Annotated in this window: 15 protein-coding genes; 14 read left to right on the forward strand and 1 reads right to left on the reverse strand. The window is 41.8% G+C overall.

The window, feature by feature from the left end; all coding sequences use genetic code 11:
* The first annotated feature begins 1 nt into the window (after position 1).
* The 13 genes from AAC601_RS05010 to AAC601_RS05070 all read left to right on the forward strand — a co-directional run bounded on the left by AAC601_RS05010 (position 2) and on the right by AAC601_RS05070 (position 13,162).
* Positions 2-898: a ribose-phosphate pyrophosphokinase gene (locus AAC601_RS05010; protein WP_062303416.1), complete on the forward strand. Its 897-nt coding sequence runs from the start codon at positions 2-4 to the stop codon at positions 896-898.
* Positions 891-1,568, forward strand: coding sequence for a hypothetical protein (locus tag AAC601_RS05015; RefSeq protein ID WP_013454196.1), 678 nt, complete (start codon positions 891-893; stop codon positions 1,566-1,568). Before AAC601_RS05010 ends, AAC601_RS05015 begins: the two co-directional genes overlap by 8 nt.
* Before the next feature lie 24 nt (positions 1,569-1,592).
* Positions 1,593-2,897 (forward strand): APC family permease, encoded by a 1,305-nt coding sequence (locus AAC601_RS05020; protein WP_013454195.1) that lies wholly within the window; start codon positions 1,593-1,595, stop codon positions 2,895-2,897.
* Positions 2,898-2,910: 13 nt separating this feature from the next.
* Positions 2,911-3,234: a hypothetical protein gene (locus AAC601_RS05025; RefSeq protein WP_041650602.1), complete on the forward strand. Its 324-nt coding sequence runs from the start codon at positions 2,911-2,913 to the stop codon at positions 3,232-3,234.
* Positions 3,231-3,962 (forward strand): PPK2 family polyphosphate kinase, encoded by a 732-nt coding sequence (locus tag AAC601_RS05030; RefSeq protein WP_013454193.1) that lies wholly within the window; start codon positions 3,231-3,233, stop codon positions 3,960-3,962. Before AAC601_RS05025 ends, AAC601_RS05030 begins: the two co-directional genes overlap by 4 nt.
* A gap of 12 nt (positions 3,963-3,974) precedes the next feature.
* The gene (locus AAC601_RS05035) at positions 3,975-6,062 is read left to right on the forward strand and encodes a copper-translocating P-type ATPase (RefSeq protein WP_340152645.1); all 2,088 of its coding nucleotides are present in this window, start codon (positions 3,975-3,977) and stop codon (positions 6,060-6,062) included.
* A complete protein-coding gene (locus tag AAC601_RS05040; RefSeq protein ID WP_085516269.1) occupies positions 6,062-7,291 on the forward strand; it encodes an MFS transporter in 1,230 nt (409 codons plus the stop codon). The genes AAC601_RS05035 and AAC601_RS05040 overlap by 1 nt, the downstream gene beginning before the upstream one ends.
* A 22-nt stretch (positions 7,292-7,313) precedes the next feature.
* On the forward strand, positions 7,314-8,366 hold the full coding sequence (locus AAC601_RS05045) for a class I fructose-bisphosphate aldolase (RefSeq protein WP_340152646.1): 1,053 nt from the start codon (positions 7,314-7,316) through the stop codon (positions 8,364-8,366).
* 28 nt (positions 8,367-8,394) lie between these two features.
* On the forward strand, positions 8,395-9,345 hold the full coding sequence (locus AAC601_RS05050; RefSeq protein WP_340152647.1) for a DUF2911 domain-containing protein: 951 nt from the start codon (positions 8,395-8,397) through the stop codon (positions 9,343-9,345).
* A 174-nt stretch (positions 9,346-9,519) separates the two neighbouring features.
* Entirely contained in the window at positions 9,520-9,849 is a 330-nt protein-coding gene (locus AAC601_RS05055; protein WP_340152648.1) for a hypothetical protein, read from the forward strand.
* A gap of 122 nt (positions 9,850-9,971) precedes the next feature.
* Entirely contained in the window at positions 9,972-10,544 is a 573-nt protein-coding gene (locus tag AAC601_RS05060) for an AraC family transcriptional regulator (protein ID WP_340152649.1), read from the forward strand.
* A gap of 107 nt (positions 10,545-10,651) precedes the next feature.
* Entirely contained in the window at positions 10,652-12,916 is a 2,265-nt protein-coding gene (locus AAC601_RS05065) for a heavy metal translocating P-type ATPase (RefSeq protein ID WP_340152650.1), read from the forward strand.
* 33 nt (positions 12,917-12,949) lie between these two features.
* Entirely contained in the window at positions 12,950-13,162 is a 213-nt protein-coding gene (locus tag AAC601_RS05070; protein WP_340152651.1) for a heavy-metal-associated domain-containing protein, read from the forward strand.
* A 131-nt stretch (positions 13,163-13,293) separates the two neighbouring features.
* On the opposite strand, the gene AAC601_RS05075 is transcribed toward AAC601_RS05070, so the two are convergent.
* On the reverse strand, positions 13,294-13,950 hold the full coding sequence (locus AAC601_RS05075; RefSeq protein ID WP_340152652.1) for a metal-dependent transcriptional regulator: 657 nt from the start codon (positions 13,948-13,950) through the stop codon (positions 13,294-13,296).
* Positions 13,951-14,021: 71 nt separating this feature from the next.
* Between AAC601_RS05075 and AAC601_RS05080 the strand changes: the two genes are divergently transcribed.
* Positions 14,022-15,224, forward strand: a complete 1,203-nt coding sequence (locus AAC601_RS05080; protein ID WP_340152653.1) for a di-heme oxidoredictase family protein — start codon at positions 14,022-14,024, stop codon at positions 15,222-15,224.
* Positions 15,225-15,227 lie beyond the last annotated feature (3 nt).

Consider the following 15,227-nt stretch of genomic DNA (forward strand, 5'->3'; position numbering starts at 1 on the left):
TATGGAAATGATAGTTTTTGCCTTACCGGGCAACGAAGAACTTACAAAAAAAATAGCCGGACACCTTAAGGCTGAAAAGGGAGAGGCAACCATCCGGCAGTTTCCCGATGGGGAAAGCTATGTGCAGATTCACTCTGAGGTTAAAGATAAATGCGTGGTAATGGTATGCACATTACACGAGCCGGATGCCAAATTGCTGCCCCTGTACTTTTTAAGTAAGACGGCCAAAGAACTTGGTGCTGCCTGTACGTGCCTGGTAGCGCCTTATCTGGCCTACATGCGTCAGGATAAGCAGTTTAATCCGGGAGAAGGTATTACCTCTACGTATTTTGCTGAATTAATATCAGGCTTTGCAGAAACGTTGACCACCGTTGACCCACACCTTCACCGTAGAAGTTCGTTAAGTGAGATTTACACCGTACCTAATAAACTGATCCATGCGGCATCACACATTTCAAAATGGGTGAGCGATAATATTGAAAAGCCGGTATTCATCGGCCCGGATAGTGAAAGTGAGCAATGGGTTTCTCAGGTAGCAGAAGAAGCCGGAGCACCTTTTACGGTGTTAGAGAAGGTGAGGCACGGTGACAGGGATGTGGAAGTGTCCGTCCCCGATGTAGCAAAATACAAAGACCACACCCCGGTACTGGTGGATGATATAATTTCCACCGCCAGAACGATGATAGAGACAGTCGGCCATTTAAAAAAAGCCGGAATGCACCCACCGGTTTGTGTTGGGGTACATGCCGTATTTGCTGGCTCAGCCTATGCGGATCTAAAAAATGCAGGGGTACAACAGGTCGTCACGTGCAACACCATCCCTCATGAAAGTAATCAGATTGACCTTTCAGATATTCTGGCAAAAGAGATTAACCAACTGATGAAGCATCATGCGTAGTGCGCTACTCACCTTAATAGCGTGTCTGCAACTTGCCCCTGCAATTTTGTATGGTCAGGAGAAAGAAATGTTCATTCAGCAAATAGCACAAAAAAGAATAGTACGTGAAAACTATGATCAAAATGGAGACCTGCAGGGCAAGCAGATATTTTTAACGGGTGAGTTAGAGCAGCAGGGTAAAACTTATCGGATAAAGGTAATAACCGAGCTCTATGACGAAAGCGGCCGGCTTACGGAAAAGTACACGACCACATATAAGTGCAATCCCAATGAGTTTGATGTGCTATTGAATGTATTTCCGTTTGCCGATCCTCGTGATGCAAAGATAACAGTGGATGTCACTTCGAAAGATTTTAAACAGTTGTATGATTTGCAACGTAGTCCTGAATTGAGGGATATCCATTTGAAGATGAGCATAGAGTCAGGAATATTAAGTTTTTTCGGTTCTAAGAGCCTAATTACAATAAAAGATAGAGATAAGAGGACAGAAAATGGTAATTTGGTTATCAGGAGTAAAGCAGTGATAGAAGCGTACATGATGGGATTGAAAATTAAAACCATCAACTATTCAGTTGAAGAATATCTGACTGAAAATTTTGTATTGCAACGTCAGAAATTCATACAGGACGATGGAACTTATTTTACGATGGAATATGACGATAGCTATTAGTGTCTAAATAGTTGAACGAAAAGTATGGAAAATTACAAAAAGAATAGCTTAAGTCTAACTGGAGCTGTGGCTCTAGGTACTGGAGTGATGATAGGTGCAGGTATTTTTGCCTTACTTGGTCAGGTGGCGGATCTTTCAGGAGATTTGTTTCCCCTGGCTTTTTTGGTAGGTGCCATTATCTCTGGCTTTAGTGCTTATACCTACATAAAATTATCCAATACTTATCCATCAGCCGGGGGCATTGCCATGTACCTGAAAAAAGCGTATGGGCCAGGTACTATCACTGCCGCAGGATCTCTTTTAATGGCTTTTTCAATGGTGATTGGTGAAAGCTTAGTGGCACGCACATTTGGATCCTATACCTTACAGCTTTTTGATGTACAAGAAAATAGTATTTGGATACCTATTTTGGGGGTTTTATTATTAGTAGTTGCTTTTTTAGTAAATATTTCTGGCAATAAGGTGATTGGACGGTCTTCCCTGATGATGGCAGTTATCAAAATAGGAGGCTTAGCCATCTTCGCTATTGGAGGCCTGTGGGCAGCAGGTTTTTCATTTAGTGAAGCCCTACCTTCCTCCATTTCTGGTGATTATACGTTAACAAGTTACATAGGAGCTTTGGCGTTCACCATTCTGGCTTTTAAGGGCTTTACTACTATCACAAACAGTGGTGGTGAAATCGTGAACCCTAATAAAAACGTGGGGCGTGCCATTATGATTTCACTCTTTATTTGCACTCTGGTGTATTTACTTGTGGCTTTGGCAGTTTCAGCTAATTTGTCAATCCCAGAGATTATTGCTGCAAAAGATTTTTCACTAGCAGAAGCTTCTAAACCTGCATTTGGTAAATATGGTTTATGGTTTACTGTGGGTATAGCCATTGTAGCTACTATTTCAGGAGTTATTGCCAGTATATTTGCCGTTTCTAGGATGACCGCTATGCTTACGGAAATAAATCTAATCCCACATAAACATTTTGGAATGCCCGGTGGGTTGCAAAAGCACCTGTTAGTTTATACTGTAATAATTGCCATTTTGCTCACGGCATTTTTCGACCTGTCTCGTATTGCTTCCCTTGGAGCTATTTTTTACTTAACCATGGATATAATACTCCAGTGGGGCGTTTTAAAAAATCTTAGAAAAGAAGTAAATGTCAACGTAGCAATTGTCATGATCGCCATTCTACTTGATCTGATTGTTTTGAGTGCATTTCTCTGGATAAAGGCCTCCAGTGATCCTTTGGTAATAGTGGTTTCCATCGTACTAATGTTTTTAGTATTTGTTGGAGAAAGGTGGTTTTTACAATGGGAAACAAATGAGAAGGACTAAAAATTTAAAAATCATGACCAAAGCAAATAGCAATACATCTTACGACACACTGAGCGAAGCTACTAACGCCTTGAGAAAAGAAGGTTATACAGAAGACTTCAATCTAAAGCCTGAATGTTTGGAATGCCTCACTTCCAAACTACAATTACATCCGGAAGATTTTGAAGTGGATGCTTTTTATCGGTTCGAAGGCATGAGTAACCCTGATGACAATAGCATTGTGTTTGCCATAAGCGGTAAGAATGGTATGAAGGGTGTATTGGTTGATGCTTATGGGTTATACAGTAGTAGCCTAAATGAAGCAATGGTTCAAAGACTTAAAATGACCGATAGATGATTGAGCTAGATCACATATCCACCCTTCCACCTGAGCATGCTGATAAAGCGGAAACTAAAAAAACACTGAAAAAACTTCAAAAAGAGCTTTTTCAGTTGCAGAATAAATTCTACGCTGATGGCAGGTACAGCATGCTTATCGTCTTACAAGGCCTTGATACTTCAGGTAAAGACGGTACAATCCGTCATGCCTTTAGCGGTATGAACCCGCAAGGAGTGCAGGTTAAATCTTTTAAGAAACCTACCGCAGATGAAGTCAAGCATGATTTCTTATGGCGTGTTTATCCCCACTTTCCAGAAAAAGGAATGATCAAGGTCTTTAATCGCTCATACTATGAAGACATTTTGGTGCCTACCGTCAATAAAAGCCTGTCAGTTGAAGTATTGGAGCACCGTATCAATTTGATCAACGAACTGGAACATCACCTGCTGGCCAATAATACATTGATATTAAAATTTTACCTGCATATATCTGCTGATGAGCAGATAGAGCGTATTGAAGAACGTAAAACGAAACCACACAAACGCTGGAAGTACGCGAAGGAAGATGAACTGATACCCAAACAATGGGATGATTTTAGGAAAGTATACCATACAGTACTTAATGCCTGTGATCACTTGCCCTGGCATATCATCCCTGCAGACAAGCGCTGGTTTCGTAATTATACAGCTGCCAAAATTTTAGCCGAACAGCTTGAAAAACTTAATTTAGAGTACCCCGACAAATAAAATATAGACGTTATGGAAAATCATAAAGAGCATAATCACAAACACCATAAGCACGAAGAAAGTAAAAAGCATGAAAATCATTCCGGACATGAAGGTCATGACCATGTTGGTCATTCTGACCACAATCCCGGACATGGTGATATGGGACACGATCATCACAAAATGATGATAGAAGATTTCAAAAAGCGGTTTTGGATATCCCTGGTACTTACCATTCCAATACTCACTTTTTCTCCGATGATCCAGAGATTTTTAGGTTACGATTGGCTGTTGCCGGGCAATTCTTATATTCTGTTCGGACTCTCTACCATAGTTTATTTTTACGGAGGCTGGCCTTTTCTAAAAGGATTGAAGGATGAGTTGAAAGAAGGTGCCCCGGGCATGATGACTTTAATATCCATGGCCATTAGTGTTGCGTATTTTTATAGTTCTGCAACAGTTTTCGGCCTTGAAGGGGAGGATTTTTTCTGGGAGCTCGCCACTTTAATTGATATCATGCTTGTCGGCCACTGGCTGGAGATGAAATCCGTGCTTGGCGCTTCAAAAGCCTTGCAACTACTCGTGAGTATGATGCCTTCAGAAGCACATAGAGTGAAAGGTGATAGTATTGAAGAGGTAAAATTAGAAGACCTGCAAAAAGATGATATAATCCTGATCAAACCGGGAGAAAAAGTGCCTGCCGATGGAATTATTGTAGAAGGCGAAAGCTACCTGAACGAGTCCATGCTGACGGGCGAATCCAAACCTGTTAAAAAAGGATTGGAAAACAAAGTGATTGGTGGCTCACTCAATGGAAACGGTTCACTGAAAGTAAAAGTAGAACATACAGGCAAAGACAGCTACCTCAATAAAGTGATCACACTGGTGCAGGAAGCACAAAAGTCCAAGTCCAAAATGCAGAACCTTTCAGATCGTGCTGCTAAGTGGCTTACCTATATTGCCTTGGCAATAGGATTCGGAACATTGGCCACTTGGTTGTTCTTAGGATTTCCTTTTGTATATGCCTTGGAGAGGATGGTTACCGTAATGGTTATTGCCTGTCCTCATGCGCTCGGTTTGGCCATCCCATTGGTGGTTGCCATATCCACAGCAGTTTCTGCACAAAATGGTTTGCTGATCAGGAACAGAACAGCTTTTGAAGAATCCCGAAAGATTTCCACTTTACTCTTTGATAAAACAGGGACATTGACCAAAGGTGATTTTGGAGTCACACGAGTTGAATCAGTTGATAAGCAATACTCTTCGGATGAAGTCTTACGACTGGCGAGTGCGTTAGAACAAAGTTCCGAACATCCTATTGCGGTCGGTATTGTGAAAAAGGTAAAAGAAGGTAAAACGGCCATTCCTCAACCAGAAAATTTCAATGCCATCACTGGCAAAGGTGTGGAAGCAAAAGTGGAAGGAAAAAACATAAAAGTGGTTAGTCCAGGATACTTACGAGATGAAAAAATAACTATTCCTGAAGATGCTTACAGTGATGCCGCAGAAACGCTAGTATTCGTTTTAATCGATGGATCATTGGCAGGCTATATTGCACTGGCAGACGAAATAAGGGCAGAATCTGCTGAAGCCATCGAAGTATTTAAGAAGAACAACATTAAAGTGTTAATGGCAACAGGCGATAATGAAAAGACAGCCAAAGCAGTAAGTGATAAATTAGGATTGGATGGCTACTATTCTGAAGTGCTTCCTCATCAGAAAGTGGAAATCGTAAAAGAACTCCAAGGCAAAGGTGAGTTTGTGGCCATGACTGGTGACGGGGTTAATGATGCCCCAGCCTTGGCACAAGCCAACGTAGGTATTGCAGTAGGGTCAGGGACAGATGTAGCAGCCGAAACGGCAGATATTATTCTGGTCAATAGCAACCCACAGGATATTGCCAATCTGATTTTATTTGGCAAAGCCACTTACAGTAAGATGATACAAAACCTGATATGGGCTACTGGCTACAATGTAATTGCGATTCCACTCGCGGCAGGGGTCCTTTATTCCTCTGGTTTTGTATTAGGACCTGCGGTTGGGGCAGTATTTATGAGTTTGAGTACCATTATAGTGGCTATCAATGCGCAGCTGTTGAAGAAGAAAATAGGTAATAGATAATGGGTAATCGTGAAATGCTTGGCGGGATAATTATAGTCCTATTAAGTATTTTTGTAGTAATGAGTGGGTATGGCGTACTGCTGCCCGTTTTGCCCTACTATACGGAACGACTTGCTCTAAAGTCCGGAGTGGTATCTGACGAAAATATCAACTATCACATAGGCATCCTTACCAGTATTTACCCATTTTTTCAACTGCTATTTGCTGTAGTTTGGGGTAAGCTATCCGACCGTTTCGGTCGGAAAGTGCTCATCGTTATGGGTCTGGCTGGCTTTGCCTTGATGCAGATTATGACGGGGCTGGCAAATTCTTTGACCATCCTATATGTAGCAAGAATACTTGGAGGAATATTCTCATCTGCTGTTATACCCGCGAGTAATGCTTACCTAAGTGACCTTACAAATAGTAAACAACGAAGAAAAATACTAGCCTGGTCAGGAGTGGCTGTCAGCGCGGGTGTCATTGCCGGGCCAATGATTGGTGGGTACCTGGCACAAACCAACCTTCATTTCAATACAGCAATAGGCCACTTCCTCTTGAACAGGTTCAGTGTACCTTTTTTGGCCATCGCTTTGTTAGGAATAGTCGCTTTGGTAGTCGTTATGCTGTGGCTCAAAAAACCAAAGAAACAGCACACAAATAAGCAGCAAGGGAAACTCAAAACAACAGGGATGTTGGCTAATACTGTCTTCTTAAAGCTCTTGTTACTATCATTAGTAATACAATTAGCTGTTACGCTATTTGAAACTGTTTTTTCCGTGTACGCCAAAGATATACTCATCTTTGATGCCACACAGGTAGGTCTTGGGTTTATGCTTTGTGGCTTGATAATGGCCATTTTGCAACCTTTATTTGCCAGTTTTGATGAAAATATACTACCCATGAAATTGCAACTGATTATCGGTTTTTTATTGGCTGCCTTATCGATGGGGTTGTTCACATTGATTAAAGCTGACTACTATGTATTCTCAATGATCATAATTTTTGCAACAGGCGGTGCAATGGTAACACCAAACCTCATAGCCTCGATCTCGTTCATTGATGAAAATAATACAGGGACTTATTTATCCACCCAAACCTCTACCAATAGCATCGGTCAGGTGCTGGGGCCATTGTTGGGTATGTGGATTTATTCTTTTGGTAACTCATGGCCATTTTTGATTATCGGGATAACCCTGCTGTTGGTGACTATTTTGATTATGCCGGGACTAAAACTCAATAAATCTTAGCTTACCATTAAATACAACAGAGATGAAAGAAATAACGGAATACTTAGGAGATCAGGCAGAATATCTGCTGCAACATACTTGTAAAACCATTGACAAAACAAGGCTTACCATACCCGGACCGGATTATCTGGATCAGGTTTTTCTGAATACAAACAGAAATCCGCAGGTGCTTAATTCACTATCAAGATTGTATAATAGTGGTAACCTGGCAGGCACGGGCTACTTGTCAATTCTTCCGGTAGATCAGGGTATTGAACATTCCGCTGGGAGTGCTTTTGGCCCCAATCCGGACTACTTTGACTCGGAGAATATTGTACAGCTTGGTTTGGAAGCAGGTTGTAACGGTGTAGCCTCTACCTTTGGTGTATTAGGGCTTAACGCCCGAAAGTATGCGCATAAAATTCCTTATATCGTAAAAATCAACCATAATGAGCTTCTAACCTATCCCAACAAGCATGACCAGATCTTATTTGGAACGGTAAAGGATGCCTGGAATATGGGGGCTTGCGCCATTGGGGCTACCGTATACTTTGGGTCGGCAGAGTCAAACCGGCAGATCCGTGAAATTTCAGAAGCCTTTGCTTATGCCCATGAATTAGGGATGGCCACTATCTTGTGGTGTTATACCCGAAATGAAGCCTTCAAAACCAAGGACAAGGATTACCATACAGCCGCTGACCTCACAGGCCAGGCCAACCATCTGGGAGTCACCATTCAGGCAGATATTATCAAACAAAAGGTGCCTGAAACAAATGGCGGTTTTAAGGCTTTGGATTTTGGTAAGACTTCTAAAGAAATGTATGAGAAATATACTTCGGATCATCCAATTGATCTGTGCCGCTACCAGGTAGCCAACTGTTACATGGGCAAGATAGGCCTGATCAACTCGGGAGGGGCATCATCCGGTGATTCGGACTATGCAGAAGCTGTAAAGACGGCTGTGATCAATAAAAGGGCCGGAGGTATGGGATTGATTTCAGGAAGGAAAGCATTTCAGCGACCAAGAAAGGAAGGGATTGAACTACTTAATTTAATCCAGCAGGTGTATCTGGATGAAGAAATTACGATTGCTTAAATATTTATAACTAACCCAATAATCTATAATGAAAAAATTATTTACCACCGCTATTTTGGCTTTATCAGTACTAATGATTTCTTGCAATGATTCAGTCAAACCCAAAAATACAGCCAACGAAGTGCTGGACTTATTTGTCAGTTCAGTAAATGATAAAAATCTGGAGCCGTTGAATGCAGTTTTCTCTCCAAAAGCAAAAATATACGAACAGGGATCGGTTGATGATTCCTGGGAGCACTACAGAGACGGTCATTTGGGAAAAGAAATTGAAGAAATGGCAAACATGACCTTCGATATCGAAATAGCTGAATCCTTGGTTAACAAAGAAATGGCGCTATTGCGAGGCAATTATTTGATTAAGGGCGAAATGCAAGGCCAACAGATCAATTCTGCCGGATTGGTGACCCTTTCCATGCAAGTAGAAGGTGATATGTGGAAGATCGTTCACTTACAGTTTTCCAGAGGCTGTAAGAAGGTCGCAACTGATCATGCTGCACATGGTGCTGTAAATGATGATAAGCCTAAACCCAAGAGTCCAAAGACGGCAGCTATGGGAAATGCAGGAAATACACATATACATATTGATTATTCTTCCCCAAGTGTGCGAGGGAGAACAATCTGGGGAGGTCTGGTAGAATACGATAAAGTGTGGGCCACGGGCGCGCACAGAGCAACAGCCATCAACTTTTCTGAAGATGTAGAGATCAATAGTACCAAAGTTCCTGCCGGTAAATATGGTTTTTTCACTATTCCGGGTGAAAAGGAATGGACGTTGATCATCAATAAAAACTGGGATCAGCACATGAGTGATGATTACGATCAGAAACAAGATGTGGTAAGAATAAAGGTAGAACCAGAAGTTTTGGCTGACACTCAGGAAGCCCTAACATATTCAGTTACTAAAATCAACGATACTAAGGCTAGTGTGGCTATTGCCTGGGAAAAACTAAAGGTTTCTTTTGAAGTGAAAGCATTGTAAAATTTAAATATCAGGATCAGCCTTATGTGCAGGTTGATCCTGAATTTTTTTATGAATGAACCCCATAGTCCTACACGCAAAAGCCTGATATTTTGGATATCCCTGATAGCCTTTGTGCTAAATTTTATCTGGGAAAACCTTCATGCAGGCCTATATGAAGAATATAACTACTTTATGAAAAGCATCTATTTTCTAGGATGCACCATCGGGGATGTGGTACTTACATTTATCATATATGGCCTTGTGGCTGTGGTATTAAAACATAGGTATTGGATTCGGAGTTTCAATTTCAGATCATTTGTTATAGTACTTCTAATGGCTGGTTTGTTTGCTTTCGTAGCGGAATGGGTAGCTATTGAACTTAATTTCTGGAGTTACAATGAAAAGATGCTTATTGTACCAGTTTTGGAGGTAGGGCTTTCTCCTTTTTTGGCGATTGTGGTAAATCCAATACTGAGTTTTATTATCACACACAAAATTATTTCTACCAGAGATACCCGATAAACAAAATTGAGATTGGCTGCATTTAAATGTAGTCTCATAATTTCATACATCAAACACCGGATTTTATAAATCATATCGCTTAAAATAGTGTTTATTTAATCAAGTGCCATTACAATATTGAGATGATAGAGAGCAGAAAATTACACGTGAAAAATATGGTTTGCCCGCGCTGTATAACAGCGGTTAAGCAACTCATGGACGAATTGGAGATACCCTTTCAAAATGTGGAATTGGGTGAGATTGAACTCAAAGAAGGATTAGATGATGAAGAAAAAAGCAGGTTAAATGAAGCGCTGGAGACAGTAGGTTTTTCGCTTATAGATAATCGCAAAAGCAGACTGATAGAGCAGATGAAAAATTTGATTATTCAAAAGATCCATCATTCTCAGGATGTTTTAGATATAAAGTGGGCGGAATACATGGCTGATCAACTCAATTATGACTACAAATACCTGGGCATGCTTTTTTCATCAGTGGAGGGCATTACCCTAGAGCAATACATCATCCGTCAGAAAGTAGAACGCGTAAAAGAACTGATGATCTATGATGAGCTTACCCTGAGCCAGATGGCTTTTCAGCTAGGATACAGCAGTGCTGCGCACCTCAGCAGTCAGTTCAAGAAAATTACAGGCATGCCACCCACTCAGTTTAAGAATACGATAGGAATAAAGAGAAAAACACTGGATAACATCTGAAAACTGAAGGTTCTATAAAACGTTTAGCAAATCCTATAATACAAATCCTCATAGCACTTTCGACATTTGTATTGTCCATTTTTTGTAACGGACATTAATGATTTACCATGGAAGATATAGATATTCTCGAGCCTAAAAACAAGCAGTCTGATAAGCAAGAAGAAATCATAAGAGATTCTTTTCCTGTAACAGGCATGACCTGTGCAGCCTGCGCATCTAGCGTGGAGTCCATCCTTAGCCATACAGACGGTGTAAACAAGGCTACCGTGAACTTTGCCAGTAGCACTGTATTGGTGGAATACAACAAATCAGTCACGCACGATGATCTACAAAAAGCCCTACAGTCTGTAGGCTATGACATCATAGTAGATGTAGAGGATCCTTCCGCACTGCAGCAGGAACTTCAGGAACAGCACTATCAGGAAGTGAAAAAACGTACCATTTGGTCAGCTATTTTAACCCTTCCAGTCTTCATTTTGGGCATGTTCTATATGGATTGGGTGCCGGGCCGATGGATATCCCTGGCTTTTACCATTCCAGTTTTATTCTGGTTTGGTCGAAGTTTTTTCGTCAATGCTTATAAGCAAGCTAAACATGGGAAGGCCAATATGGACACATTGGTTGCGCTCAGTACTGGTATTGCTTTTGTATTCAGTTTGTTCAACACACTGTTTCCTGAGTTTTGGCATGCCAGAGGTATTCAACCCCATGTCTACTACGAAGCAGCCACTGTGATCATCACCTTTATTTCGTTGGGTAAGGTTTTAGAGGAAAAAGCGAAATCCAATACTTCTTCTGCCATCAAAAAACTGATGGGCTTGCAACCCAAGACCTTGAAAGTGATTATGGATGGTGAAGAAGTGGAGATGCATATAGCCGCTGTGCAAAAAGGTTATACCATCGTGGTTCGTCCGGGGGAGAAAATTCCTGTAGATGGCGAAGTGACCGAGGGAAATTCCTTTGTAGATGAAAGCATGATCACCGGTGAACCTATTCCGGTAGAGAAAAGCAAAGGTGAAAAAGTGTTTGCAGGGACGGTCAACCAGAAAGGTAGCTTTCGCTTTACGGCTGAGAAAGTAGCCGGGGAGACCTTACTTGCCCAAATAATCAAAATGGTGCAAGAAGCCCAGGGGAGTAAAGCCCCGGTTCAAAAGCTGGTGGATAAGATAGCCGGAATATTCGTGCCGATAGTAATGGTTATTTCCATCGTGACTTTTATTACCTGGATGTTGGTAGGTGGAGATGATGCCTTCACGCATGCATTGCTTACCTCGGTAGCTGTATTGGTGATCGCCTGCCCCTGTGCTTTGGGGCTAGCTACCCCAACGGCTATTATGGTTGGTGTCGGAAAGGGCGCTGAAAACAATATTCTGATCAAAGACGCTGAAAGCCTGGAATTAGGATATCAGGTAAATGCTGTTGTTTTAGACAAAACGGGCACCATCACCGAAGGGAAGCCGGTCGTTACGGATATCTTTTGGGAAGATGAGGAGCAATCCGAAAAGCTCAAGCCCATGGTACTGGCCATGGAGTCGCAATCGGAACATCCTTTGGCAGAAGCGGTGGTTCAAAAGCTAAAAGAGGAAGGCATTAAATCTGCAACCATTTCACAGTTTAACAGCATTACGGGGCGGGGGGTTGAAGCAAAGTATAAAAATGGCACGAGCTTCTATATCGGTAACCAAAGATTGCTTGCCGAACATAATATCAGTGTGAGTAATCAACTTGACAAAAAAGCCAAAACACTTCGGGAGGAAGCTAAAACAGTCATCTTTTTTGCCAATCAAGATCAGGCTTTAGCTGTGCTGGCAATTGCCGATAAGATTAAGGAAACATCTAAAAAAGCTATTGAAACCCTTCAGGAAAGAAACATTAACGTGTACATGCTCACCGGTGATAATCAGCAAACAGCCCATGCAGTTGCCGAACAGGTAGGCCTTAAGGAGTTTAAAGCAGAAGTATTGCCTTCCGACAAAGCAGATTTTGTAAAAGGGCTACAAGTCAAAGGAAAAATTGTGGCGATGGTTGGAGATGGCATCAACGACTCACACGCTCTGGCACAAGCCAACGTCAGCATCGCGATGGGCAAAGGTTCTGACATAGCAATGGATGTAGCTAAGATGACGTTGATCACTTCAGACCTTCAGTCCATACCCAAAGCACTTAAGCTATCTAAGAAAACCGTATTGGGTATCCGTCAGAACCTCTTTTGGGCATTCATTTACAACATCATCGGTATCCCGATAGCAGCCGGGCTTTTATACCCGGTAAACGGCTTTTTACTTGATCCGATGATTGCGGGCATGGCGATGGCCTTCAGTTCGGTATCGGTAGTAGCCAATAGTCTGCGGTTGAAAGCAGCAAAAATTTAAGAATCAAATTATAAACTTTAAATAGACTAAATAATGAACACTTTAAAATTCAAAACCAATATCAATTGTGGCGGATGCCTTTCAAAAGTGACTCCCTTCTTGAACGAGGAAAAGAACATAAAAAAATGGGATGTCAACCTTGAAAGTGATGACCGCATACTTACTGTAGAAACTTCTGATCTGACTGAAGAAGAAGTAAAGAAAACGGTACAGAAAGCGGGTTTTAAGGCTGAGGCTACCAATTAATTACAGGCAGATGCAAAAGCCTTGTTAGCATTTTTTGGATTGCTTTAAGTCCAATGCTGGCAGCAGCAGCCATGAGCCTGAGCTCGGTAAGCGTGATTGGCAACAGTTTGCGGTAGAGATAACCAAGATCACTATATAGCGCTCACATAGAGGTTTTGGGCTACTGTTTCACTGAAATACACCTCCTTGTTTTCGTCAATTAGGAGTTTGACGGAGCCGTCAAACTCCTCTTTTTCAGTTACTTTCCATTTTTGGCCAAGTTGAAGCCCTTTCTTATTTAAATGGTTTAAAAAATCGCTTTTATCTGTTGCAACACTCCGAAATATATAAAGTTGATCAACCTCGGCTTCAGTAAGGGGTATCGCATTCAAATCAGGTAAGTTGCCTTTTTTGTCAGGTATTGGATCACCATGCGGATCAAATTTTGGGTATTCAAGAAAGACTTCCAGTCTTTCTGTGAGTAGTGGCGAATGTACATGCTCCAACTGCTCAGCAATATCATGTACTTCATCCCATTTAAAATTGAGTACTCTCACAAGAAAAGTTTCCCAGAGTCGGTGTTTTCTTATCAGTTGACAAGCCAGCAGATTGCCCTCCTTACTCAAAATCAGCTTGCTCTTATTCTCTAATAACCCTTTTTCATGTAGTCGCCTAATCATGTCTGATACTGATGAAGGGTTGTTTTGCACTCTTTCGGCTACAGCACTCACAGTCGTTTTGCCATTCTTGTCACATAAAGAATAGATGGCCTTGATATAATTCTCAACTGTAGATGATTCATTTTTCATAATTTAGATTAATCTAAAATTTTACTTTGACAAAACAAATTTATAAGTTTGCCTAATCAATATTTAAAAATATGATTAATATAAAAATTAAGGTTTTGCCGGTTATTTGTTTCATGGCCGCCATCGCTTACGGCTGTGATGAGGTTTTTCCGGAAGCACCGGCCGAAAATGAGCTACTTGACGGACCCATGGAAGGACTCTCTTTTTCAGAGCAAAACCGGTTTTTGGCAGGAGATGTGGCATTCAATGATGAAATATTCACGCCCGAAAGCGGATTAGGCCCTATGTTCGTAGCTACTTCTTGTGGAAGTTGTCATCCAGGTGATGGTAAAGGCCATCCTTTTACAACTCTTACAAGGTTTGGCCAGACTTCTCCCGGCCAAAGCACGGATTTTACTGCGGGTGCTCCCCAGCTTCAAAACCGGGCTATACCAGGTTTTGAGCCAGAAAAACTACCTTTGGGGACACCTTTTATGAAATTCACCCCTCCTGCAGTTACCGGGCTTGGTTTATTAGCAGCACTTACTGATGAACAAATCCTGAAGAATGCCGACCCGGATGATGTGGATGGAGATGGAATATCAGGGATTCCCAATTATATTGATCCACCCGATTACTTCCAACCAAAATGGTTTCACCAGGCAGTCAACGGGCAATTCATCGGTCGTTTTGGAAAGAAAGCCGCAGCTATTGATTTGTTGCAGCAGACCGCTACCGCTTATAATCAGGATATGGGTGTCACTTCTACCTTTGAGTCCTTAGATGTGGCCACAGACCTATCGGTCGATCCTGAAGTTAGTGATCAGACCATTCGGGATGTGGTATTTTACTTGAGAACGCTCAAAGCACCTATCCAAAGGGATCCGGAGATTTCTGATGTCATCCAGGGGCAACAAATCTTTACTGATATCAACTGTGGCTCATGTCATATTCCCTCCTGGACAACACCTGAATCTGACATTCCGGCTCTCAGTAATAAGACTTTTCATCCTTATACGGATTTATTGCTCCATGACATGGGGCCAGAACTGGACGATGGGGCCACTGAAGGGTCAGCAGAAACGTATGAATGGCGAACTCCTCCGCTCTGGGGCTTGGGCCTGTCACCTGATTCGCAAGGAGGCGAGTTTTTTCTCATGCATGATGGCCGAGCCAAAAGCATTGAAGAAGCCATTTTAATGCATGGTGGAGAGGCAAATGATAGCCGGGGTAGCTTTGAGCAGTTGAGTGATATTGACAAACAAAAGCTTTTGACATTCCTAAAGTCACTTTAAGAT

Origin of the sequence: uncultured Marivirga sp. (genome assembly GCF_963974845.1) — a bacterium.
Taxonomy (GTDB): domain Bacteria; phylum Bacteroidota; class Bacteroidia; order Cytophagales; family Cyclobacteriaceae; genus Marivirga; species Marivirga harenae.